The organism is Natrinema salinisoli (assembly GCF_020405205.1).
Classification (GTDB): Archaea; Halobacteriota; Halobacteria; order Halobacteriales; family Natrialbaceae; genus Natrinema; species Natrinema salinisoli.
This window is the reverse complement of sequence record NZ_CP084469.1, coordinates 1996743-2019456: the sequence shown is the minus strand read 5'-3', so window position 1 is coordinate 2019456 and position 22714 is coordinate 1996743. Positions and strand designations below refer to the sequence as shown.

Here is a 22714-nt window from a genome sequence, read left to right as displayed (position 1 = left end):
CGGTAATCTCGAACCGTGACTGACGAGGCGATTCCAACCGGCTGTGGCCCGGTCGACGAGTTGCTCGGTGGTGGGTTCGAGCGCGGCACGGTGACGCAGTTGTACGGCCCGCCGGCCGCCGGAAAGACGAATCTCGCGCTGTCGGCCGCCGTCGAGACGGCCGTCGACGGCGGGACCGCGGTCTACATCGACACCGAGGGGGTTTCGGTCGACCGCTTCCAGCAACTGCTCGAGGCCGCCGTCGACGGCCAGCCGCCGGGAGACGGCGGCGGGGACGACGTCGAAGCCGTCGCTTCGCGGATCGTCATCGAGGACGCGCTGGACTTCGAGGAGCAGGCCGAGGCCGTCCGCGACGCCGAGGAGTTCGCCGAGCGCGCGGAGTTGATCGTCCTCGACAGCGCGACCGGGTTCTACCGGCTCGAGCGCACGGCAGACGGCGACGAGGGCGAGGCGCTCCGGAGCGTCACCAGACAGGTGACGCACCTGCTCTCGCTGGCCCGGAAGTACGATCTGGCGGTCGTCCTGACGAATCAGGTCTTCGCCGATCCCGACTCCGACCGGACCCGCGGGCTGGGCGGCAACACTCTGGAACACTGGACCGGAACCGTGCTCCGCCTCGAGCGATTCCGCGGCGGGAAGCGACGGGCGACGCTGGAGAAACACCGCTCGAAACCCGCCGGCGAGTCCGTCCAGTTCCGGATCACGGATACGGGACTCGAGGGCGGTGAAGCGTCCGCGCCGCGTTGATCCGGGACCCGACGACGACCCCAAACGCTTACTGACGGCCGTCCGGATCAGATCGTATGAACGATACTTCTCAGCGCGTCGACTTCCTCCTCGACGCGTTGACTCGCGAGGAGAAACTGCGCCTCGTTAGCGGGCGGACCGACCCCGACGGTACCGCGACGGGGTACCTGCCGGGCGTCGACCGGCTCGGGGTTCCGGAGTTCCGGCTGGTCGATGGCCCGCTCGGCGTTCGCGCGGAGGGAAAGCGCGCGACGGCGTTTCCGGCGTCGATCGCCGTCGCGGCCGCCTTCGGTCCCGAACTCGCTCGCGAGATGGGCGCGGCGATGGCCCGCGAGGCTCGCGCACTCGATCAGGACGCGTTGCTCGCCCCCGGGACGAACCTGATCCGGGTGCCCCACTGCGGGCGCAACTTCGAGTACTACTCCGAGGATCCCGTTCTCGCCTCCCGGACGACCGCCGGTGCCGTCGCGGGAATTCACGACGAGGACGTGATCGCGACGGTCAAACACTACGTCGCGAACAACCAGGAGACGGACCGGGTCCGCGTCAGTAGCGAGGTCGACGAGCGAACGCTTCGCGAACTGTACCTGCGCCCCTTCCGGGCGGCCGTCGAGGCGGACGTCGGCTCCGTAATGACCGCCTACAACCGGGTCAACGGAACCCATATGAGCGATCACGAGCGACTCGTCGGCGACGTGCTCAAAGGCGAGTGGGGATTCGACGGCTACGTCGTCTCCGACTGGTACGGTACCGAGAGCACCGTCGGTGCCGCGACCGCGGGACTGGACCTCGAGATGCCGGGCGTCCCGGTCGGCACTGAGGATACCGACCCCGAATCCGACTGGGAGTGGCCGGCCGGAGACGACCTCGAGGGCGAAGCCGCCGAAATCATGGGCGGACTTCCGGACGGAACGAAGGCGGGACTGTTCGGCGACCCGCTCGCGGCGGCCATCGACGCCGGCGAGGTCCCGGCCGATCGCCTCGACGACATGGTTCGACGGCTCCTCGGCCAACTGGATCGAATCGGCCGTCTCGAGGACGAGGGAGGAGAAAGCGGGAGCGGCGACGGTAGCAGCAAGTCGGACGGCGAGCTCGACACGCCCCGTCATCGTCGTCTCGCCGAAACAATCGCCGCGCGCGGGACCGTCCTGCTCGAGAACGACGACGCGCTGCCGCTGGGCGAGGAGACGGACATCGCCGTCATCGGACCGAACGTTCACGAGGCGAGACTCGGCGGGGGCGGCTCCTCGGAGACGACGCCATTCCGATCGACGAGTCCCGTCGCGGGGCTCCGAGCGCGGGCCGCCGGCGAGGTCGCGGTCGCTCGCGGCGTCGATTCGGTTCCCGACCTCTCGCTGTTCGACGTGTTGCCGTTCGTCGGCGAAGGCGAGGGCGAGCAGCTAGCCGACGAACCGACCACCGAATCGGTCGGCATCGATGCGTCCGATCCCAGCATCGACGCGGCGGTCGAGGCCGCTCGAGACGCGGCCGCGGCCGTCGTCTTCGTTCGCGACAGGACGACTGAGGCGAAAGACCGCGACTCGCTCCGATTGCCCGGCGAGCAGGACGAACTGGTCGCGGCCGTCGCCGGCGCGGCCGACGAAACGGTCGTCGTGGTCAACTCGAGCGGGCCCGTCGAACTCCCGTGGCGCGAGGACGTCGATGCGATCCTCGAGGCGTGGTATCCGGGACAGGCCGACGGGGCCGCGATCGCCGAAGTGCTGTACGGGGACCGCGATCCGGGGGGTCGGTTACCCGTGACCTTCGCACCCGAGGGAGCCTATCCCGCGAGCAACGAGCGCCGCTATCCGGGCGTCGACGGGAGGGCCCATTACGAAGAGGGGGTCTTCGTCGGCTACCGTCACTTCGACCGCGACGACGTCGAGGCGGAGCCGACCTATCCGTTCGGACACGGGCACTCCTACGCGGACCTCTCGTATCGAGCGGCGAGCGTCGTCGACGATCGCACGGTTCGCGTGACGATCGAGAACGCGGCCGACCGATCCGGTCGCGAGGTCGTCCAGGCGTATCTCCGGCCGCCGTACTCGTCGCCGGTCGACCGTCCCGTGCGCGAGCTCGCCGGGTTCGAATCGGTCGAACTCGCCGCCGGCGAGACCCGAACGCTAGAGCTCGAACTCGAGTCGCGTGCACTCGGTCGGTACGACGCCGAGGCTGGGTGGACGATCGACCCCGGCACGTACACCGTCGAACTCGCGCGCTCGGCGCGAGACGTCCGGGAGACGGTCAGCCTCGAGGTCGACTCGGAAAACGAGGTGTGAACGCGGACCGCGAGCGGCGCTAGATCTGGTTGAGCTTCCGCAGGAGCTGGCCGCGGTACTCCTCGTCGCTGGTGACGCCCTTGAGTTCTAAGACGTTGCGCTCGAGTTTGTCCAGCGCGACGCGGAACGAGTTCTCCGCGCCGTAGCCCTCGCCGGTGCCGGCGACCTGATCCTTGTTGGTCCGCAGGCGGATCTGGCACTGGACGAGCGGGGTGCCACGGAGCTTCTCGTTGTGCTCGTGAAAGCGCACGTGTGCGTGCATGACCTGCATGTCGGCGTACTTGTCGGCGACGTCCTCGATGCTCTGGACGATCGACTCCCGGGTGATGGTGTCGAGCATCGAGATGTTCGTGATCTGGACGTCCATGTGCTCTTCCTCGGTGAACGTCAGCGCGCGCAGGACGTCCGTCTTGGTGATGACGCCGTTGACGACCCGGTCGTCGTCCTTCGGCGTGACCATCAGCCCCGCGTAATCCTTCTCGAGCATCGTTTCGACGGCTTCCTTGGCCGTCGCGTCGAGCGTCGTCGTCTCGACGGGACTGTTCATGATGTCGTAGACGGGCACGTCGAGCAGGCGCTGGGTGTCGCCGACCCGGTCGCCGGTCGTCGTCGTGTGGTTCTCCCGGATGACGAAGTCGGCGATGTCGTGGGTCGTCACGACGCCGGCGAGGTAGCCGTTCTCGTTGAGGATCGGCAGCCGCGAGATGCCGTGCTCGCGCAGGAGGTTGATCGCCTTGCCGATGCCGTCGTCCTCGGTGAGCGTGACCGGGTCGTCGGTGTAGATGTCCGCGACGGTCAGCGCGTCGAGGTTGTCCAGGACGGCCTCGAGGATGGCGTCGTCGGTGATGACGCCCCAGAGTTCGCCGTTCTCGAAGACCGGCGCGACCTTGGCGTTGCTTTCGACGAGTACGCGCGCGGTTTCCCGGACGTCTTCCTGTCGGTCGACCTTGGGCGACGGCGTGCTCCGGCTCGGTTTGGTGAGCGCCGCGACCTTGGCGTCGTCCTCGACGTGAGATTGGAGGATCTCTCGCTCGCTGATGACGCCCTCGTACTCCCCGTCGTTGGTGACGATGATTCCCTTGGGATTGCCGTTCTCGAACATCGAACGGACCTTCCCCATTCGCGTCCCGACGTCGACTTCGATAAACTCCGTGGTGGCGATATCAGCGATATTCATCCTTCTACGTGGACGTAGAGCCGCCGGGGTATTTAAGATACTGCCCGTTTTGTCCGGGTGGCTCTCACCCGGAGGTTTTTACATCGGCCGTTGAATCGGCGGCCGATGATCGATATCAGCGTCTTCGGTCGCTACACCTACCTCGCGACCGAGCTCGTCTGGGGTATCGTCGCCGCCCTCCTGCTCCGCCGCGCGAACGCGCTCCGAAAGGCAGCAGTCACGATCCTCGCGCTGTACCCCATCGCCTACGTCTGGGACCGGTACACGCTCGCGGTCGGCGTCTTCGACATCAAACTCCGAACCGGGATCGATATCGCCGGCATTCCGCTCGAGGAACACCTCTTCATGGCGGTCGTGCCCGGACTCGTTATCGGGATCCACGAGACGATTTTCGGCGACGGTGGCGGAGCCGACGGGTCGGCGGTAGCGTCCTCGTCTCCCTCCGCGGAGTGAGAACGGTGTCTCACTGCGTGTGAGCGACCGCGACTGTCTTGTGCCGCCAGTCGAACAGTCGAGGTAATGGAGGGGTCGCGACTCGAGATGACTGACGCGGACGGGGGTCCGGACCGCGCGCTGCTCGGCGGACTGATACGGTTCCTCGTCGCCGTCCTCCTCGTCGTTTCGCTCGCGCTCGGGACCGCGCTGTTCGCGCCCCAGCTCCTCGAGGACGTCGGCATCGAGAACCGACCCGCGCCAAGTGCCGATCCGCCGCCGGCCGGCGAGCGAAATCCCGCGGTGACCGATCCCGACGATCCCGGGGTTTCGAGTTACGAGACCGACGTCGAGACGATCACCTCCCCGACGGTCGAGGACTTCGTCCACGCCGAGGTCAACGAGCGCCGGGCCGAGCACGGGCTCGAGCCCCTGGAGTGGGACGGGACGATCGCGTCCGTCTCGCGCGCCCACAGCGACGACATGGCACGGCGGGACTACTTCGCACACACGAACCCGGACGGAGAAGGACCGTACGATCGGTTCCAGGACGTCGACAGCTACTGTCAGGGCTACGGCGAGAACATCGCGAAGACGTGGGTCGACCGCCCCATCAGACGACCCGGCAACGGGGAGACCGTTCGCTACCGGACCGCCGAGGGGCTCGCGACCGGACTGGTAAATCAGTGGATGAACTCCACGCCGCATCGGCAGGCGATCCTCGAAACGGGCGAGACGCCGCCGTGGGATCGAGCGGGCGTCGGCGTCTACATCGCCGACGACGGCTCGGTCTACGCGGGCCAGAACTTCTGCCGGGAGTGGTGACGGGCGTCTCGAGCGATTCCCCTCGTGCAGTCGATCCGTCACGATCGTGCAGTCGACCCGTCACGGGGGAGACGGCTGCGACCGAAACGGGAGATCGAGACGGACACAGGAACTGCGAACGACTTACAGGTTATAGGGACCGACCGTCGTATAGACCGTATGGAGATTCAGGATACGCTCACCGAGATCTATCGAACGGCGAGCGACCGCGATTTGACCTTTCTCGCGGCCGGGTTCGCCTACTACGCGTTCGTCTCGCTGATTCCGCTCGTCTTACTCGCGATCGTGGTCGGGTCGTTGTTGGGCGGCGAGCAAGCGGCCCAGCGGTTGATTACCGCCGCCGGCGACTTCCTCCCGTCATCGGGCGAGCAACTGGTCACCGAGGCGTTGACGACCGAGTCCGGCCGCGCCGAAGCGACCGTGGTCGCACTCCTCGTCGCCGCCTGGGGTGGACTCAAGGTCTTCCGGGGGCTGAGTCTCGCGTTCGATAACGTCTACGACGAGGTCGCCGAGGATTCGCTGGTCGATCAAATACGGGACGGACTCACCGTGATCGTCGCCGGTGCGGGTGCGCTGGTCCTGATGATCGGGATCGGTGCCGCCCTCCGGATCGTCGCGGATACCGTCCCGTTCGCCGGCGTGTTGGGCTGGCTCGCACTCCTCCTCGGGCTCGTTCTCGTTTTTCTCCCGATCTACTACGTCCTTCCACCCGTTCCGGTCGGATTTCGCGAAATCCTTCCCGGCGCGATCTTCGCGGCCGTCGGCTGGACGGTCCTCCAGCTCGGCTTTCAGCTGTACGCGTCGAACGCCGGCCAGTACGAGGCCTACGGAGCCGTCGGTGCCGTCCTCCTGTTCGTCACGTGGCTCTACTTCGCCGGTATCATCATTCTTGTCGGTGCCGTCCTCAACGTCGTCAGAGCGCGGCCGGCCCTCGCCGCGTAACGGTCCCACGAGCGTCGTGTTCGTTTTCTGAATCGGCCTGGCAGGGGAAAGATTATGTCCCACGGACCGACAGATCATCACAATGAGCGACGAGCGATCTCCCCCCGCGGCGACCGACGAAGCGGACGCAGCCGACGATACCGAGTCGGCGGGCAATCCGGAGCCCGGCGGCGGTCCACAGCGCGTCGTCTCCGAGGAGAGCGTCGACGACATCCTCGAGTCGCTGGATTCGACGCCTGCAGGGCCGTCCGGAAGCGCGTCCGCGACGGGTGCTGAAATTCCCGACTCCGGTCCCGAAGCGACCGCCAACGACGGACCGGACGATACCGGGAGTAGTGACCCGTCAACCGGATCTGTCGAATCACTGGACTCCAGCGGTGCCGAATCGGCCGAGACGGCCGCCGACGAAGCGTCCGAAGAATCGGACTCGAGCGGTACGGCCGATTCCGACCCCGCTACGGTCGACTCGGCCGCGGCGTCGCTTCCAAACGACGCCTCGGACGCGTCACCCGAGGATCTCGCCGCCCGCGTCGAGCACGGTGACGTGACCGGCGCGGACGTCCGTGCGGCCGAAGCCGGCGAGGGACGCGAGTCAACCCCCGCAATCGACGCCGTCGAGCTCTCGCTGGACGATCTCGAGACGACACGGACTGGCGGGACGGATACTGAGGAGGACTGGCCCGACGATGCCGGCCCGCTCGCCGGATCGGTAGAGAGTGATACAGGAACCGAAACGAGCGACGGGGAAGACGGTTCTCCCGGGTTGCTCGGTCGGCTCAAGCGGTTCTTCTCGCGGTAGGTGTTGCTACCTAGCTGACCAGCGTTATCAGGACGAACATCGTCACGATGGAGACGAGCGTCGTCACGAAGACGTTCAGCGACGCGAATTCGCTGTCGCCGCCGAGCTCGTTCGCGAAGACGAACGTCGAGACGGCCGTCGGGGTACCGAGCATCACCACGCTGGCGGTGAACGTTGCCGAGTCGACGGCGAGTGCGGAGAAGACGATCCACGCGATGATAGGCATGAGGCCGATCTTGAGCGCGACGACGGCGGCGGTCGCGCCGACGTCGATCGACGGAAGATCGATCTGCAGCGACGCACCGACACAGAGCAGCGCGACCGGAAGTGCGATCGATCCGACCGCATCGAGGCCGTTCGCGACAGTCGACGGAATCGAAATCCCGATCGAGCCGACGGCGAGCCCGGCGAACAGGCTCAGCAACACGGGATTCGTCGCGAGGCCCCGAAGCTCGCGACGGATCGACGCGTCCGCGCCGTTGAGCGCCGATAGGACGATGAGCGTCAGCGGAAGCTGGGCCAACGTCACGACCCCGAGCACGACGCTCGCGATCGCCGTCACTGACGCGTCGAACGTTGCGGCGACCAGCGGCAGTCCGAGATAGCCGAGATTCGAGTGATAGGACTGCACGATCGCGACGCTCCGGCGCGCCCTCGAGTCGCGATGCCGGTGGGCGAGCCAGGCGAGCCCTGCGGTCGAGAACACCACGACGACGAGCCCACCGAGCAGTGCCGGCGTGAGGAGGTCACCGATCGAGCGGGTGTACGTCGAGACGAAGATCAGCGCCGGGAGCGCGACGTAGTAGGCGAGGGCGTTCAGCAGTTCGGTCCGGCGCGTATCGAGGATGCCGGTGGTCCGTAACCCGGTCCCGACCAGCAACACGACGAGCAGCGCCAGTAGCCGACCGACGACGTCCATATCGCCGCCGAATCGATTCGCGGGTTTGTACCGTTCGGTTCCGGGTAGCGGTGTGATGAGGTCGCATACCCGTCTCGTATCCGATCGATGACGACCAATCGACAGTGGCAAATATATCGTAACAGTAACAAAACCTGTCTGAATAGCAGGCGTAATGTCGTCGGAACTGCCATCTGAGCCGACGCGTGCATGGCTCGAGAGACGAAAAACACGAACGTGCTTCTCGGGACGAACACCGTCGTTCTCGCTGCCGGTTTTCTTTCCCTCGGTAACATCAGCTCGCGGGCGATACAGGCGGTGTCCGAGGTCCTCCTTGTTCTCGTCCTGTTGACTGCGATCGGTCTCGTCTCCGCGGGACTGTTCGTTCAGCAGTGAATCCGCATCAGTGCTAGGGGAAGTGAAAACGGCCCCGGATGTTACGAGAACCGAACGCTGTAATACAACGTGAATAGCTCGTTTCAGGAAGATTCATGACGGATCACACATACCGTTACTCATCATGAATATTACCCGTCGCAACGTACTGAAGTTCACTGGCGTCTCGGCCGCAACTGGCCTCGCCGGCTGTCTCGATTCGACTGGTGAGGGAGGGAACGGTGACGGTAGCGAACTCCCGTCGTACCACCGATGGCTCACCGCTGACGACAACGGAGAAGTCGGGTACGTCTACGTCGACTGGTCCGTTTTCGAGGAGACCGATACTGGAAACCAGACAACGAACGACGAATCCGACACGGATGCCGAAGGCGACCCGATGATCGGACTCCCGATCAGCGGCGCAGTAGCGGCGGCGTTCGTCGTCGGGTTCGGACTCAGTGCCTACGGACTCGGCGGGTTGATTACGTACGGACAGTCAGGAAACGAGACGGACGGATCCGAGGACCTGAACTCGAGCGTCGAGGCGATGCTGCTGACGAACCGGGCGGTCGTCATGACCGGCGACATCGACACCGATGCGGTAGACGAGGCGCTGACGGCCGAACCGGAGGGATTCTCGTTCGCCAAGCAGTACGAACAGACGGACGAAATCGGCGACTACGACGCGTACACGCCGGCCAACGAGGAGAGTCGCGATGCGATTGCGGTCGGTGACGGTGCCATCCTCTTCACCCTCGAGCAGGACGTCGACGATCCGATCGCAGCGATCCGAACCCCGATCGAGGCTGCGGCGGGCGACACGACGCGGGCGACCGACGAGATCAACGACTTCGGGTGGCTCGTTTCGAGTGCCGGCCGCGGAGACCTCGTGTTCGGCGGCTACGGCGGGGAGTTCGAGTCCGGTTCGGGAGCGCAAGAAACCGACCGCGGCGACAATTTCACTGACGGCGAAAGCGGGGGTGAAGAAGCGTTCGACATGGAACACACTGAACTCGATGGGCTGGAGGGCGGCGTGTCTTCGCTCAGCTTCGGCGAGAACAGGGAACGGGCAACTGGCAAATTCGCAGCGCTCCTCGGAGACGCGGATGCGGGCACGCTCGAGGCGTCGCTCGCGTCGTCCGCCACCGAGAGTACAGTCGAGATCAAGGATGGTCGCGTGACCGCTTCCGCGACCTGGGAGTCGCTCGAGTGACGTGCTGAACGGGATGGAAAATTGTCGGGACGCGTTCGTCCTGCTCCGTGTAATCCGTATCGGTCGAACCGTCTCGCATGACGATCTCGTTGCCCGTGGATTTCTTCGTAGCAGAAGCAGTGAGCGAGAACGGATTTGAACCAGGTCGAGACGTGCCCGCTACGCTTTGCGTGACTCGTCTGGTTCAAATCTGTTCAACATGACGATACTGTCGCTCGCAAGCCCGACTTGGTTCAGGAAGTAGACGAACTCCGTCCCTCGAATCAATTAATTCACCACCCCACTGGTTATCCAACAGCTATAGAAAATCGTAGCGTCCGATATATTCACGAATATGTGTCTTCGGAATACCAGCTTCTAACAGCCCTTCAATAATCATTCTCACATCTCCCTCGTCATCGGTTTCAGATACCTTGTCCTTAGCAGAAATCAGGGCCTCGAACCGGTCAGAATAGTCAGAGTCCTGCAATGGCTGTGAACTGAATACATCTGGATCGTACTCATCACGAAGCCATTCCAGCTCCCCATCATCTAATCTTACTCGGGCTTCGTATCTGTCCTGACTGGCCATGTGTGATTCGACTTCTCTTCTATACAGTACCTCATCCCGATCAAAATTGATTATCACGGAATCACTTGGATACGATCCCATTGACACAAAGGCCTGATCACGAACTTGGCATAGTCTGTCAGCATAATGGCCTGTGATCACGATCCTCGAATCAAGTTCAAACAACCAGATTCTTCGAGAGGATTCTGCATGTGCTAACACTATATCATAACTTCCCGAAAACTCCTCGCTCAGTTGCCTTGCCGTCCGAAGAGAGTGAGTAGAGGAATACGGCAGTCCCAACACCTTCAAGCCGTCAAACTCAGCGACCACGTGGGAGATTTCTTCCGCATATTCCAAACCTTCAATGTGTCTTTCTATTGTTTCGTAATCGGAGTATTCGTCATGGTTTCCCTGTATGGTGAAAGACATTGTTCCTAATTCCTCTAAATAGTCTAATAATTCGATGAACTCGTCTACATGCTCGTTTTCGTTTCCGCCGTCGTTAATCACGTCTCCGCCGAAAAGCACCAGAGAAGGAGAGGCTTCATCAATTTCGTTTTGGAGTCTGATGAGAGTCTTTTTGACTGCTGGTTCCCATTGGATGTCGCTGATACAGAGGACTTCCATAGAGGTAGTGAGTGACTGTCATTCAAATCACTAACCCTTCCGTGATGGACCGATTCTCTCACCCACATCCCCTCCACCATTTCAAGTGTTCAGACAGATACGTTCACAGTCTTCTCCCTTCCCTTCTTGCTCTCCGCTCTCTTTTCCCCTCGGTTCTGCTGATAGCCTTCTCGACCAACCGTTCTCTGTCACGTTTCCGCTTCCGTGCCGATAGCCGTGATGTGATAACCCTGCCAATAATTGCCGTCCCAATTGCCATCCACAAACGCCCAATATATGCAAGATAAATCGGGATCAACTGAACGAGAAACGCATCAAGCACTCCAATTATCTCTGAATCAACATCAGTGTACAGCCAATAAATTTGCTTAGGGATGCGTGATCTGATATGTCTGTTACCCCAGTTACGCACTTTCAACCGGCAACTTTGAATCCGTAACCGAATCTTCCAGAATGGTCCATCCATTATCCCAGTTATACTGGTATTCCGTCACGAGAACAAAAACAATACTATAATATACTAAACATGATGCTGACACCCACTCCACTATTTCAACTGTCGCTCCGTATTTCGCTGAGAGGATTCCACGACTGGTGCGACAACTACTCATCACGGTCCATGCGCCCGTCCCCCGCGCCAACGGCGCGGGATGACTATACTTATGGGATACAACAAGAGCGACTCATCAGGCAGGCCTAACTGAACCTATATATCGAAGACAAATGTTAAGCGATTGCCCGATCTCCTTAGCTGATAACCACGGACAGTGGCCTGACCGGACATGACCGTTGCCACTCCCAATGAAGTCAAAGCCGAGATCGACACGTTGCTACACGGAAAATCGCAAGAAGGAACCTGAATGTGGATTCCTTGATGCGGAAGCGGAGAAGTAGTGGGTTGGAGCAGATTTGAACTGCCGGCCTCCTCCATGTCAAGGAGGTGTCGTAACCAGACTAGACCACCAACCCTGGTTGCGCTTTCGTCCGTGGCTTCCGTCGCCACGTTGTCTGCAATCATTCGTTGCCCGCCACCACAATTGAAGGTTTCGAATCGACGTCCGTACGGGAGTCGCCCCCACGCATCCGTTCGATACGCTTAAGTCGATGTACTGATTTGGGCATTACAAGACAACTACGTACATTGGTGTTCACTATGCAGGAGTATATCAAACGAGTCACGGACGGGTCGGATCTCACGCAATCGGACGCTCGAGCGGCCTCGACGGCCGTCTTCGAGGGTGCGACGGAGGCACAGATCGGCGCACTGCTGGCGGCACTGCGTGCGAAAGGGGAGACGGAGGCCGAGATCGCGGGCTTCGCCGAAGGAATGCGCGACGCGGCCAGGACGATTTCGCCCGATCGGGAGCCGCTGGTCGACACCTGCGGCACGGGCGGGGACGACTACGACACGATCAACGTCTCGACGACGAGCGCCATCGTCGCCGCCGGAGCCGGCGTCCCGATCGCCAAGCACGGCAACTATTCGGTTTCGTCGTCGTCGGGCAGCGCGGACGTGCTCGAGGAAGTCGGCGTGAACGTCGAGGCCGAACCGCCGGCCGTCGAGGAAGCCATCGAGGACGACGGTATCGGCTTCATGCTCGCGCCGGTGTTCCACCCGGCGATGAAGGCCGTCATCGGGCCGCGGAAGGAACTCGAGATGCGGACGATCTTCAACGTGCTCGGACCGCTGACGAACCCCGCCGGAGCGGACGCGCAGGTCGTCGGCGTCTACGATCCCGACCTCGTGCCCGTGCTCGCGGACGCGCTGTCCCGGATGGACGTCGATCGCGCGCTGGTCGTCCACGGCGCGGGGACCGACGAGATCGCCATCCATGGGGAAACGGTCGTTGCCGAAGTCGACGGCGACTCGGTCGAGGAGTACACCCTCGAACCGGCCGATCTCGGCCTCACGGAACGCGACATCGAGGACATTTCCGGCGGCTCGCCCGAGGAGAACGCGGCCGACATGCGCGGTATCGTCGATGGCGACGTGACCGGTGCGAAGCGAGACGTCATCCTCGCGAACGCCGGCGCGGCGATCTACGTCGCTGGCGAGGCCGAGTCGCTCGAGGCGGGAGCCGACGTCGCGCGCGAAGCGATCGACTCCGGCGAGGCGGCGCGGAAACTCGGGCAGCTCTGCGCCACGACGGCCCGGCCGGAGGGACGATGACGCGCGTCAAGGTCTGTGGCCTGACGAACGAATCCGACCTCGAGGCCGCCGTCGACGCGGGGGCTGACGCGGTCGGCATCATCTGTGACGTGTCGGTCGACACGCCGCGAGAGGTGTCGATCGAGCGGGCCGCGACCCTCGCGGCGGCCACGCCGCCGTTCGTGACGAGCGTGCTCGTGACGATGCCCGCGAGTCCCGAGGAAGCCATCGAACTGATCGAGGCCGTGGAGCCGGACGCGATCCAGATCCACGGCGGCATCCGACCCGGCGATCTGGCGTACCTGCGCGCGAAGCTCGACGTGGAAGTGCTGCTGGCAGTCGACGCAGATGACCCCTCGGTCGCCGAAACCTACGACGACGTCGTCGACGCGCTCCTCGTCGACACACCGGGCGAGGACGGCGGCGGCGGAACCGGCGAAACGCACGACTGGGACCTGACGAGAACGGCCACCGCGGATCTCGAGTCGCCGCTGATCCTCGCGGGCGGGCTCACGCCCGAGAACGTCGGCGATGCGGTCCGCACCGTCGAACCGTTCGCCGTCGACGTGGCGAGCGGCGTCGAGGAACGCGGCGGCGTCAAGGACGTCGACGCGGTCCGATCGTTCGTCGATCGGGCGAAGAACGCCCGCCGACCGGCGGAATCGTAACGGAGCCCACTATGCACGACACCGAATCCGTCGCATCCGAACCGCCGACGTTCGACATCGATCGGGAGACGTTTCGCGAGTACGCAGGGTCGAGCGAGGATCGTCAGGAGCGACCGGCCGTCGTCCACACCGTCGCGACGCTCGAGTGCGAGACGACGCCGCTCGCCGCTTACACTGCGCTCACCGGTCGATCATCGGCGATCGATCGCGAGCGCTCGCCGTACGCGTTCCTGCTCGAGAGCGCGGAGAAAACCGCCTCGAGCGACCCCGACGGTGCGTTTCGCCCGAGTGGGGCAGACGCCGAACGCCACGCACGATACTCCTACGTCGGCTACGACCCCGAAGCCGTCGTGACGGTCGAGTCCGGCACGGCGACCGTCGAGGCGCTGTCCGACGACGCGCCGCTGGACGCGATTCGGACGGATGCGGCGGGCGATACCGTCGACGCGCTCCGGGCGGCGATGCCCGACGTCCGTCTCGAGAACGCCCCCGATCACGACCGCCAGCACCTCGAGGGCGGTCTGGTCGGCTTCCTCGCGTACGACGCCGTCTACGACCTCTGGCTCGAGGAGGTGGGTCTCGAGCGACCCGAGTCGCGGTTCCCGGACGCGCAGTTCCTGCTGACGACGAAGACGCTGGCGTTCGACGAGCGGGACGGGACGGTGTCGCTGGTCTTCACGCCCGTGCTCGAGGCCGACGACGATCCCGACGACGTCTACGATGCGCTTCGGACGGAAGCCGCAGAGGTCGCGGCGACGCTGCGTGAGGCCGAACGGCCCGAAACGGGTGGATTCGTTCGCGATGACGAGGTTGCAGGTCCCAAAGACGAGTACGAAGAGAGCGTTCGACGGGCGAAAGAACACGTTCTCGACGGCGACATTTACCAGGGCGTCATCTCCCGGACGCGAGAGCTGTACGGGGATGTCGACCCCATCGGCTTCTACGAGGCGATGCGCGAGGTCAACCCGTCGCCGTACATGTACCTGCTCGACCACGACGACCTGACCGTCGTCGGGGCCAGCCCCGAGACGCTCGTCTCGGTGCGCGGCCGCGAGGTCATGTCCAATCCGATCGCCGGCACCTGCGACCGTGGCTCGTCCCCCGTCGAGGACCGCCGCCTCGCAGGCGAGATGCTGGCCGATGGGAAAGAACGGGCCGAGCACACGATGCTGGTCGACCTCGCGCGGAACGACGTTCGCCGGGTTTCCGAGCCCGGCTCGGTCCGCGTCGACGAGTTCATGAACGTGCTGAAGTACAGCCACGTCCAGCACATCGAGTCGACGGTGACCGGAACGCTGGCCGCCGACTCGGACGGCTTCGACGCGACGCGAGCCTCGTTCCCCGCCGGAACCCTCTCGGGCGCGCCGAAGATCCGGGCGATGGAGATCATCGACGACCTCGAGTCCGAACCCCGCGGTCTCTACGGCGGCGGCGTCGGCTACTACTCCTGGTCGGGCGACGCGGACTTCGCGATCGTGATTCGGACGGCAACGGTAGAGGACGAGGGAGAACGTGATCGGATCACGGTTCAGGCCGGCGCGGGGCTAGTGGCCGACAGCGACCCCGCCGCAGAGTACGAGGAGACCGAACAGAAGATGGGTGGCGTCCTCGCGGCGCTCGAGGAAATCGAGCTTCCGGGCGACGAATCGGCACCGGACGACGAACCCGATGCGACGGCGGAGGTGAGCCGATGAGCGCGACGGCGACCGACGACGGCGGTCGAGCCGACGGTGACGCGGATCCCGTTACAGTCCTGTTCGTCGACAACTACGACTCTTTCACGTACAACCTCGTCGAGTACGTCAGCCAGCAGGACGGCACCGAGACCGAGGTCCTGAAGAACACCGCCTCGCTCGAGGACGTCCGCGCCGTCGATCCCGACGCGATCGTCATCAGCCCCGGCCCCGGTCATCCGAAGAACGACCGCGACGTCGGCGTCACGATGGACGTGCTTCGCGATCTTTCCCCCGAGATACCGACGCTCGGGGTCTGTCTCGGACTCGAGGCTGCCGTCTACGAATACGGCGGCACCGTCGGCCGCGCGCCGGAGCCGATCCACGGGAAGGCCTCCGCGGTCGACCACGACGGCGAGGGCGTTTTCGACGGCCTCGAGCAAGGTTTCCGAGCCGGTCGATATCATTCACTGATCGCGACGGACGTTCCCGATTGTTTCGAGGTTTCGGCGACCGCAGATCACGGAAGTGAAACGCTCGTCATGGGCGTCCGCCACCGCGAGTACCCCCTCGAATGCGTCCAGTTCCATCCCGAGAGCGTGCTCACGGCGATGGGTCACGACGTGATCGAGAACTTCCTCTCGAGCGTCTAGACCGGGCTACCGACTCGGTATCGAAAGTGAGAGGCGCGAAATCGAACGTCATTTTCAACGGACCGGTTCTCCAGTGGTGGGATTCGCCGTCGTCCGAGCACGTCCCCTCAGACGCCGGGGATCATGTCGAGCCGGCCGACCGCATAGAGGGCCGCGAGGACGACCGCGGCGACGATACCGACTCGAACGGCCAGTTTGATCGCAATTCGAAGCGCGATGACGGCGACCGCGAAGGCGGCGAGCCCGGCCAACACCAGCAGGATGGGTGGTGCCGACGTGAGTGCATCGATCATATCAAACGTCCCGCACCGGAAGGACGTAATCTTTCTGGATGAGTGACTGACCCGCAGCGAAGAGTGACTCGAGCGAGTGATTGTTCGAATCGAGTGGAAGTGTAGCGAAAGAGAAAACCGCCGGATAGCGACGGAATTTCGTCGGATACAGTCACTTTCAGTCCGGTCTGAAAATCGTTAAGACGGTTGGCAACGTAGGCATGAGTGACCGCACAGGCGGCCGTCTCGGCGGCCGCGGACGAACCCGACCCAACAGGTTACAGAGACATCTCTACAACTAAACTTGTAGTAATACAAGAAAAATAGGATCACAACACCACGTTTATGATGGATGCACGATTACCGAACCTTCGTCACGAATGATGAGAGACAGGACCCGGACCCACGCCAGAATCGACACGCGCCAGCGGGGTAGCGACGAGGTGGCCCACGCATGAGCGATGCCGAACTTTCCGCGGCGGATCTCACCCTTCCGATCAAGCGAACCGACGGGGATACCCTCGAGGAGCGTCTGACCGACAACGCCTATCACAACATTCTCCCGGCGCGGTATCTCCGGAAGGACGCCAACGGCGAGCTGATCGAGGAGCAGGAGGACCTCTTCGATCGCGTCAGCAAGAACATCGCGCTCGCGGAAGCCGTCTTCGAGTCCCGCAAACAGGACGCGGAGATCACGGTCACGCCCGAGCAGCTCAAGCCCGACCATCCGCGGCGAGACGAGCTCGCCGAAGAGGTGTTTGGAGCAGGTACGACCGCGGAAGACGACGCCGAGGCTACGCTGTCTATCTACAACGTCAACAAATTCGCCTACGATACCGTCGTCCCCGAGCTCCCCGACGAGATCCGCGACCACGTCGAGGACGTCGCCGACGAGTTCCAGGACATGATGGAGAACCTGGACTTCATGCCGAACTCGCCGACCCTGATGAACGCCGGCGACGAGCTCCAGCAGCTCTCGGCGTGTTTCGTCGACTCCCCCGAGGACGACATCGACGACATCCACCAGACCGCCAAGGAGGCCGCGCAGGTCTTCCAGAGCGGCGGCGGCATGGGCTATGCCTTCTGGCGCCTGCGCCCCTACGGCGACGCGGTCGGCTCGACCGGCGGCATCGCGTCGGGACCGATCACGTTCATGCGCACGTACGACCAGATGTGTGAGACGATCGCTCAGGGCGGCGCTCGCCGCGGCGCGCAGATGGGCGTCATGCGCGTCTCCCACCCCGACGTCATCCAGTTCCTTCACGCCAAAAACAAGGACGTCTCGCTTGCCGAGACGCTGCGCCTGAACGACCCCGACGACTTCACGCACAACTCCTTCCAGGAGGCCCTCGAGGAGTCCCGCGAACTCATCGACGACGAGGGCCGGGTCCCCGAACACCTCCGGAACGCCGTCGAGGGCCACCTCTCTAACTTCAACATCTCCGTGGGCATCACCGACGACTTCATGGAGGCCCTGAAGAACGGCGAGGAGTTCACCTTCACGAACCCGCGCACGGAAGAGCCCCACATCGCCACCGAGGAAACCAAGGAACTGTACGACATGTTCGACCTCGGCGAGTACGTCGACGTCGGCGAGGAGCTGTCGATCCCCGCAGAAGAACTCTGGGACGACATCGTCGAGGGCGCCCACGAGAACGGCGAACCCGGCGTCATCTACCTCGAGCGCGTCAACAAGCAACACTCCTTCGACGTCGAGGAACACCCCGACCACCGCATTCTCGCGACGAACCCCTGCGGAGAACAGCCGCTCGAGGAGTACGAGGCCTGTAACCTCGGGCACATCAACCTCTCGACGCTCGCGGATCTGGACGCTCCCGACTGGCGCGTCTGGAGCGACGAGCACGCCGACGAGTACGATTCCCAGGAAGCGGCCGTCGACGCCTTCCTCGAGGAGGCGATCGACTTCGAGGAGTTCGACCGCCGCATCGAGATGGGGACGCGGTTCCTCGAGAACGTCGTCACGATGTCGGACTTCCCGGTCGACAAGATCGAAGAAAAGGTCCGGGAGATGCGCAAGATCGGCTTGGGCATCATGGGGCTGGCGCAGCTGGACATCCAGCTGGGCATGGAGTACGGTAGCGATGCCTCCAACGAGGTCGCGCGCCAGCTGATGACCCACATCAACCATAACGCGAAGTGGACGTCCCACGAACTCGCCGAGGAACGCGGGAGCTTCGACGAGTGGGACAAGTCCAAGTACGCGAACCCGACCGAGTACCGGGAGTGGTTCGAAAAACAGACCGGTCTGAACGCCGACGACTGGGAAGACGGCTTCCCCATCCGCAACCACAACGTGACGACCATCGCACCGACCGGCACGACCTCGATGGTCGGCAACACGACCGGCGGCTGCGAACCGATCTACAACGTCGCCTACTACAAGAACGTCTCCGACGACGTCCAGGGCGACGAGATGCTCGTCGAGTTCGACGACTACTTCCTGCGCACGCTCGAGGCCAACGGCATCGACGTCGACGCGGTCAAGGAGGAGGCCCAAGAGCAGATGGCGACCAACCAGTTCAACGGCGTCGAGGGTCTCTCGACCGTGCCCGACGCCATCGGCGAGCTGTTCGTCACGACCGGCGCGCTCTCGGCGAAGGACCACGCCGGCGTGCAGGTCGCCTGTCAGGAGGGCGTCGACTCCGCGATCTCGAAGACGGTCAACGCGCCCAACGACTCCACGCTCGAGGACGCCAAGGACGTCTTCGAGTACATCTACGAGCACGGCGGCAAGGGCGTCACCTACTACCGCGACGGCACCCGAAGCAAGCAGGTGCTGACGACCCGCGCGAAGAACACCGACTTCGCCGACGAGACCGAAGCCGCACAGGCGCTCGTCGAACAGATCGACGAGATCTTCGGCGGTCTCGAGCAGTTCCTCGAGAGCGACGAAGTCCGAGACGTCCTCGAGGAGGACGTCGGCGGACTGCTCGGTGACGACGGCCAGCCCGTTCACGTGGACTTCACCGAGAAGCGCGAGCGACCCGACGCCCTGCAGGGCGTCAGCCAGCGCATCGACACCGGCTACGGGAAGATCTACGTGACGATCAACGAGGATCCCGAAACCGGTCAGCCGTTCGAGCTGTTCGCGAACATCGGCCACTCCGGCGGCTTCACGAACTCCTTTACCGAGGCGCTCGCCAAGGTCATCTCGACCTCGCTGCGCTCGGGCGTCGATCCCGAGGAGATCGTCGACGAACTCTGTGGCACCCGCTCGCCGAAGGTCGCCTGGGACAAGGGCGAACAGATCCAGTCCATCCCGGACGCCATCGGCACCGCGATGCGCCGGTATCTCGAGGACGAGATCGACAAGCCGTACCCGAAACAGCAGACGCTCGAGGAGTCGGCCGATGCGGAGCTCGACGCCGAGTACGACGGTCCCAAGACCGACGGCGGCGCGGCCGCCGCACAGGGCGGTGCGTCCGCGGACGCCGACGCCGACACGACCCAGGACCTCATCGACGCCGGCGAGTCGCCGGAGTGTCCCGACTGCGGCTCGATGTCGCTGTACTTCTCCGAAGGCTGCAAGACGTGCGAATCCTGTGGCTGGAGCGAGTGCTGAGGGTTGACTGAGGGCGTCTCAGCTCTATGTCGTCCGGTTTGCGTTATTTTCAGGACCGCCGCAAACACCACACTTAGCATCGACCAGTGAGAACACCGTCGTATGACCGCTGACGGTGTGGAGGAGTCGACGGGTGGTCCCAACGGAGATGGCGCGAGCGATCGAGCAGCGGGTGCGCCACGCTGTCCACACTGCGACGCAGCGATGTACAAGCGCCACTGCAAGTACGTCTGTCCCCAGCACGGGGTCATCATCGACTGTAGCGACCCGTTCCGCTGAGTGTCCGTTTTCGGCCCTGACGACCGACTCAACACCCGACTCGAGCGGTGAGTCGCCCGGTACCACTACAAGACGACGGGCTGTGGGTGCAGTCACTGATCTCTATGTCTGCGCAACCGACGATCCTCGTCGTCGACGACGAACGGGAACTCGCCGACCTCTACGCGATGTGGGTCGGCGAGGATTACGAGGTAGTGACCGCCTACGACGGGACCACCGCGCTCGAGCAAATGAGCGATGCGATCGACGTCGTGTTGCTCGACAGGCACATGCCCGATATTACCGGAGACCAAGTACTTCAGGAGATCCGGGCGTCGGACTACGACTGCTGGGTGATCATGGTGACCGCCGTCGATCCCGGACTCGATATCGTGGAACTGGACCTCGACGACTACGTCACGAAGCCCGTCACGCGAGCGCAGCTGACCCGCATCATCGAGAACCTGCGCGTCCAGTCGCGGTACGGCGACGACGACCGACGCGAACTCGAGTCCATCTCGAACAAGATGGAGACGCTGGAGGACGAACACTCCGTCGAGGAACTGACCGACACCGAGGCCTACCAGCAACTCGAGTCGGAGCTCAAGGAGATGAGCGATTCGCTGGTCGACGATCTCGACAAGTAACCTATTCTCCTCTCACTCGATGTCTACGGACCCGCGCGCCGTGAGAACGCGGTGTTCACATCGGTTTTTCGAACGGCCGACGAGGCTAGCTGTCGGTCGATCGGGCCGTGCTCTCCGTTTGTGGTCCGCTGCTCGTCCACACCGTCCGGTAGATCGGCCCGGCGAGCAACAAGATCGCAGCGATAGCACAGCCGATCGAAAACACCAGACCCAGTTCGCCGAACCCACTCGCGGTGACCGTCGCCGCCGAGGCCCCGACGACGACCGCGGCGACGGTCCACGGGAGCTCGCCGATCAGCGTTCCGAGAACCAGGTGGCGCAGTGAGACGCCGCTGATCGCGGCGGCACACGTCGCGACGTCCGACGGGATCGGTGCCAGCCGCGAGGCGGTGACGCCGCGGAGCGGGCCGGCAGTCTCGTAATAGCGTGCGACCGTGTCGCCGGCCCGCTTGAGAAAGCCCCTGTCGTCGCCGTCGCTCGCAGCGGCGGCTCGAGCGCCGCGGCTCCCCTCGGTGTCATTGGTGATGAGCAGGCGAGCGGCGACGAAGACGGGAAGGACGGTTACGACGACGCCGGCGAGTGCGATCGGGACGCCGACCGCGACGCCGAAGCCGTAGCCGACGACGACTGCGAGGGGCGTCGTCGGCCACGCGAGGAACGGCCGCACGAGATAGAGTCCGGCGACGACGAACCCGAACACGAGCGGGTCCGCGGCGAGCGAGTCGACGGTTCCGATCGCCGTCGATGGCGAGACGAGGACGCCCGCGACGACCATTCCGCTGGCCACGATGATTCCTGCGAGGACGCGCATCCGAGCCGTCGACACCGACATCGGTCGAACCTCTCGCTCGAGTATTGAAACCTTTGTGTCTGTCAGGGTTCGACGGACGATTCGCTGAGGAACAGGTATCGGACGACCGGAGGAGTTCGAACGCTGACAGTACCCGACTCCGTCCACCCGATCCCGCCGTCCACTGGTTCGCGGGGGCTAATCCCGTGGGACCCGGCCGCAGTCGCCGACCCAAAGGAAAGGGCTTTTATAATCACACTGGATACGATTGAGTGCAGACAAAGACCGCGAGCGTGGGTAGCCAAGCCAGGCCAACGGCGCAGCGTTGAGGGCGCTGTCCCGTAGGGGTCCGCCGGTTCAAATCCGGTCCCACGCATCGCACCGGTGGACGATGTCCACCACTACGATGCAGGTGATCTCCCTTCGAGGACATCACCCACGCATAATCCTTTCCGACGCTACATTGATGAGCGAAAGCCTCGTCGATTGGTACGCATTCGATTCTCTGCGATTTCTACCGCTAATCTGTCCTAAACGGACGGTTTACGAGTTGTCGACGGGTATCGTCAGCCGACGGCGATCCGTCTCGAAGCCTCGTTTCTCGTAGAAGGCGATGGCCCGATCGTTGTCGACGTCGACCTCGAGTGCGAGCTCCGTACACGTCGCCTCCTGCGCTCGCTTCGTGGCACGGTCGATCAAGTCATCGGCCAGACCGGTACCGCGGTAGGGTTCGCGAACGTAGATGTCGGTAACGACCAGTCGGTCCGGCCGGTCGAAGACAGGAGGCGACTCGTCGATCTCAGTCGCCACGAAGCCGGCGAGCTCGCCGTCGGCGAGCGGTCGACCGACCGAGTCCCCGTCACAGCTCTCGTCGACGGCGATCCACGTCCGATAGTCGTTCGTCTCGAGGCGCTCAAGTCGGAACTCGACTTCCGCGGCGAGGAGGGCCGCGGTATCGGTGTCCGCGAGCGCATGGCCGTCGACGATCGCCTCGAGTTCGCGGTGATACGGGAGCCAGAGTTCGTCGACGTAGCGACGGACGGCGGCCTCATCAGCCGGAAGGGAGTAAAATTCCATACGATCACGTCTGACGAAAAGTCCTTAGCAGTGGTGGTTATAGAGCGGGTTCGGCGGATCGGTATCGGCAGGCG

General features: G+C 63.7%; 21 protein-coding genes and 2 tRNA genes. 16 read left to right on the top strand and 7 right to left on the bottom strand.

Annotated elements, in window-relative coordinates:
- Nucleotides 1-15: 15 nt before the first annotated feature.
- A complete protein-coding gene (gene radB / locus LDB05_RS09935; protein ID WP_226007763.1) occupies nucleotides 16-747 on the top strand; it encodes a DNA repair and recombination protein RadB in 732 nt (243 codons plus the stop codon).
- A 56-nt stretch (nucleotides 748-803) separates the two neighbouring features.
- On the top strand, nucleotides 804-3026 hold the full coding sequence (locus LDB05_RS09930) for a beta-glucosidase family protein (protein ID WP_226007762.1): 2223 nt from the start codon (nucleotides 804-806) through the stop codon (nucleotides 3024-3026).
- A gap of 19 nt (nucleotides 3027-3045) precedes the next feature.
- On the opposite strand, the gene LDB05_RS09925 is transcribed toward LDB05_RS09930, so the two are convergent.
- Nucleotides 3046-4203 (bottom strand): CBS domain-containing protein, encoded by a 1158-nt coding sequence (locus tag LDB05_RS09925; RefSeq protein ID WP_226007761.1) that lies wholly within the window; start codon nucleotides 4201-4203, stop codon nucleotides 3046-3048.
- Nucleotides 4204-4308: 105 nt separating this feature from the next.
- Here LDB05_RS09925 and LDB05_RS09920 point away from each other — a divergent pair, with 105 nt between their 5' ends.
- From LDB05_RS09920 to LDB05_RS09905, 4 genes are all read left to right on the top strand, one after another.
- Entirely contained in the window at nucleotides 4309-4656 is a 348-nt protein-coding gene (locus LDB05_RS09920; protein WP_226007760.1) for a lycopene cyclase domain-containing protein, read from the top strand.
- A gap of 66 nt (nucleotides 4657-4722) precedes the next feature.
- Nucleotides 4723-5460 (top strand): CAP domain-containing protein, encoded by a 738-nt coding sequence (locus LDB05_RS09915; protein WP_226007759.1) that lies wholly within the window; start codon nucleotides 4723-4725, stop codon nucleotides 5458-5460.
- Nucleotides 5461-5619: 159 nt separating this feature from the next.
- Nucleotides 5620-6402, top strand: a complete 783-nt coding sequence (locus tag LDB05_RS09910; protein ID WP_226007758.1) for a YihY/virulence factor BrkB family protein — start codon at nucleotides 5620-5622, stop codon at nucleotides 6400-6402.
- An 82-nt stretch (nucleotides 6403-6484) separates the two neighbouring features.
- Entirely contained in the window at nucleotides 6485-7201 is a 717-nt protein-coding gene (locus LDB05_RS09905) for a hypothetical protein (protein WP_226007757.1), read from the top strand.
- Between the two features lie 10 nt (nucleotides 7202-7211).
- Here LDB05_RS09905 and LDB05_RS09900 read toward each other — a convergent pair whose 3' ends face one another.
- The gene (locus LDB05_RS09900) at nucleotides 7212-8120 is read right to left on the bottom strand and encodes an AEC family transporter (RefSeq protein ID WP_226007756.1); all 909 of its coding nucleotides are present in this window, start codon (nucleotides 8118-8120) and stop codon (nucleotides 7212-7214) included.
- A gap of 189 nt (nucleotides 8121-8309) precedes the next feature.
- Between LDB05_RS09900 and LDB05_RS09895 the strand changes: the two genes are divergently transcribed.
- On the top strand, nucleotides 8310-8495 hold the full coding sequence (locus LDB05_RS09895) for a hypothetical protein (RefSeq protein WP_226007755.1): 186 nt from the start codon (nucleotides 8310-8312) through the stop codon (nucleotides 8493-8495).
- 124 nt (nucleotides 8496-8619) lie between these two features.
- Complete coding sequence (locus tag LDB05_RS09890; RefSeq protein WP_226007754.1) at nucleotides 8620-9690, top strand: hypothetical protein; 1071 nt, start codon at nucleotides 8620-8622, stop codon at nucleotides 9688-9690.
- 298 nt (nucleotides 9691-9988) lie between these two features.
- On the opposite strand, the gene LDB05_RS09885 is transcribed toward LDB05_RS09890, so the two are convergent.
- Nucleotides 9989-10870, bottom strand: coding sequence for a metallophosphoesterase family protein (locus LDB05_RS09885; RefSeq protein WP_226007753.1), 882 nt, complete (start codon nucleotides 10868-10870; stop codon nucleotides 9989-9991).
- A gap of 894 nt (nucleotides 10871-11764) precedes the next feature.
- Nucleotides 11765-11839: transfer RNA gene (locus LDB05_RS09880), tRNA-Val, on the bottom strand.
- A gap of 184 nt (nucleotides 11840-12023) precedes the next feature.
- Between LDB05_RS09880 and trpD the strand changes: the two genes are divergently transcribed.
- From trpD to trpG, 4 genes are read left to right on the top strand one after another with little or no spacing between them, the layout of a single operon-like run.
- The gene (trpD, locus tag LDB05_RS09875; protein WP_226007752.1) at nucleotides 12024-13040 is read left to right on the top strand and encodes an anthranilate phosphoribosyltransferase; all 1017 of its coding nucleotides are present in this window, start codon (nucleotides 12024-12026) and stop codon (nucleotides 13038-13040) included.
- Complete coding sequence (locus LDB05_RS09870; RefSeq protein ID WP_226007751.1) at nucleotides 13037-13687, top strand: phosphoribosylanthranilate isomerase; 651 nt, start codon at nucleotides 13037-13039, stop codon at nucleotides 13685-13687. The genes trpD and LDB05_RS09870 overlap by 4 nt, the downstream gene beginning before the upstream one ends.
- A gap of 11 nt (nucleotides 13688-13698) precedes the next feature.
- Complete coding sequence (gene trpE, locus LDB05_RS09865) at nucleotides 13699-15381, top strand: anthranilate synthase component I (RefSeq protein ID WP_226007750.1); 1683 nt, start codon at nucleotides 13699-13701, stop codon at nucleotides 15379-15381.
- Nucleotides 15378-16013, top strand: a complete 636-nt coding sequence (trpG, locus tag LDB05_RS09860) for an anthranilate synthase component II (RefSeq protein ID WP_226007749.1) — start codon at nucleotides 15378-15380, stop codon at nucleotides 16011-16013. The genes trpE and trpG overlap by 4 nt, the downstream gene beginning before the upstream one ends.
- A 107-nt stretch (nucleotides 16014-16120) precedes the next feature.
- Here trpG and LDB05_RS09855 read toward each other — a convergent pair whose 3' ends face one another.
- On the bottom strand, nucleotides 16121-16306 hold the full coding sequence (locus tag LDB05_RS09855) for a DUF8029 family protein (RefSeq protein WP_226007748.1): 186 nt from the start codon (nucleotides 16304-16306) through the stop codon (nucleotides 16121-16123).
- A gap of 433 nt (nucleotides 16307-16739) precedes the next feature.
- Between LDB05_RS09855 and LDB05_RS09850 the strand changes: the two genes are divergently transcribed.
- From LDB05_RS09850 to LDB05_RS09840, 3 genes are all read left to right on the top strand, one after another.
- Nucleotides 16740-19868: an adenosylcobalamin-dependent ribonucleoside-diphosphate reductase gene (locus tag LDB05_RS09850; RefSeq protein WP_226007747.1), complete on the top strand. Its 3129-nt coding sequence runs from the start codon at nucleotides 16740-16742 to the stop codon at nucleotides 19866-19868.
- A gap of 102 nt (nucleotides 19869-19970) precedes the next feature.
- Nucleotides 19971-20147, top strand: coding sequence for an HVO_2523 family zinc finger protein (locus tag LDB05_RS09845; RefSeq protein ID WP_226007746.1), 177 nt, complete (start codon nucleotides 19971-19973; stop codon nucleotides 20145-20147).
- A gap of 104 nt (nucleotides 20148-20251) precedes the next feature.
- The gene (locus tag LDB05_RS09840) at nucleotides 20252-20773 is read left to right on the top strand and encodes a response regulator (protein ID WP_226007745.1); all 522 of its coding nucleotides are present in this window, start codon (nucleotides 20252-20254) and stop codon (nucleotides 20771-20773) included.
- An 85-nt stretch (nucleotides 20774-20858) separates the two neighbouring features.
- Here LDB05_RS09840 and LDB05_RS09835 read toward each other — a convergent pair whose 3' ends face one another.
- Nucleotides 20859-21605, bottom strand: coding sequence for a VTT domain-containing protein (locus tag LDB05_RS09835; RefSeq protein ID WP_226007744.1), 747 nt, complete (start codon nucleotides 21603-21605; stop codon nucleotides 20859-20861).
- 249 nt (nucleotides 21606-21854) lie between these two features.
- Here LDB05_RS09835 and LDB05_RS09830 point away from each other — a divergent pair.
- A tRNA-Leu gene (locus tag LDB05_RS09830) sits at nucleotides 21855-21939 on the top strand.
- Between the two features lie 167 nt (nucleotides 21940-22106).
- On the opposite strand, the gene LDB05_RS09825 is transcribed toward LDB05_RS09830, so the two are convergent.
- Nucleotides 22107-22640, bottom strand: a complete 534-nt coding sequence (locus LDB05_RS09825) for a GNAT family N-acetyltransferase (RefSeq protein WP_226007743.1) — start codon at nucleotides 22638-22640, stop codon at nucleotides 22107-22109.
- Between the last annotated feature and the right edge of the window lie 74 nt (nucleotides 22641-22714).

Coding starts and splice junctions, on each gene's coding strand:
- LDB05_RS09930 (WP_226007762.1), top strand. CDS start 804: ATGAACGATACTTCTCAGCGCGTCGACTTCCTCCTCGACGCGTTGACT.
- LDB05_RS09925 (WP_226007761.1), bottom strand. CDS start 4,203: ATGAATATCGCTGATATCGCCACCACGGAGTTTATCGAAGTCGACGTC.
- LDB05_RS09920 (WP_226007760.1), top strand. CDS start 4,309: ATGATCGATATCAGCGTCTTCGGTCGCTACACCTACCTCGCGACCGAG.
- LDB05_RS09915 (WP_226007759.1), top strand. CDS start 4,723: ATGGAGGGGTCGCGACTCGAGATGACTGACGCGGACGGGGGTCCGGAC.
- LDB05_RS09910 (WP_226007758.1), top strand. CDS start 5,620: ATGGAGATTCAGGATACGCTCACCGAGATCTATCGAACGGCGAGCGAC.
- LDB05_RS09905 (WP_226007757.1), top strand. CDS start 6,485: ATGAGCGACGAGCGATCTCCCCCCGCGGCGACCGACGAAGCGGACGCA.
- LDB05_RS09900 (WP_226007756.1), bottom strand. CDS start 8,120: ATGGACGTCGTCGGTCGGCTACTGGCGCTGCTCGTCGTGTTGCTGGTC.
- LDB05_RS09895 (WP_226007755.1), top strand. CDS start 8,310: ATGGCTCGAGAGACGAAAAACACGAACGTGCTTCTCGGGACGAACACC.
- LDB05_RS09890 (WP_226007754.1), top strand. CDS start 8,620: ATGAATATTACCCGTCGCAACGTACTGAAGTTCACTGGCGTCTCGGCC.
- LDB05_RS09885 (WP_226007753.1), bottom strand. CDS start 10,870: ATGGAAGTCCTCTGTATCAGCGACATCCAATGGGAACCAGCAGTCAAA.
- trpD (WP_226007752.1), top strand. CDS start 12,024: ATGCAGGAGTATATCAAACGAGTCACGGACGGGTCGGATCTCACGCAA.
- LDB05_RS09870 (WP_226007751.1), top strand. CDS start 13,037: ATGACGCGCGTCAAGGTCTGTGGCCTGACGAACGAATCCGACCTCGAG.
- trpE (WP_226007750.1), top strand. CDS start 13,699: ATGCACGACACCGAATCCGTCGCATCCGAACCGCCGACGTTCGACATC.
- trpG (WP_226007749.1), top strand. CDS start 15,378: ATGAGCGCGACGGCGACCGACGACGGCGGTCGAGCCGACGGTGACGCG.
- LDB05_RS09855 (WP_226007748.1), bottom strand. CDS start 16,306: ATGATCGATGCACTCACGTCGGCACCACCCATCCTGCTGGTGTTGGCC.
- LDB05_RS09850 (WP_226007747.1), top strand. CDS start 16,740: ATGAGCGATGCCGAACTTTCCGCGGCGGATCTCACCCTTCCGATCAAG.
- LDB05_RS09845 (WP_226007746.1), top strand. CDS start 19,971: ATGACCGCTGACGGTGTGGAGGAGTCGACGGGTGGTCCCAACGGAGAT.
- LDB05_RS09840 (WP_226007745.1), top strand. CDS start 20,252: ATGTCTGCGCAACCGACGATCCTCGTCGTCGACGACGAACGGGAACTC.
- LDB05_RS09835 (WP_226007744.1), bottom strand. CDS start 21,605: ATGTCGGTGTCGACGGCTCGGATGCGCGTCCTCGCAGGAATCATCGTG.
- LDB05_RS09825 (WP_226007743.1), bottom strand. CDS start 22,640: ATGGAATTTTACTCCCTTCCGGCTGATGAGGCCGCCGTCCGTCGCTAC.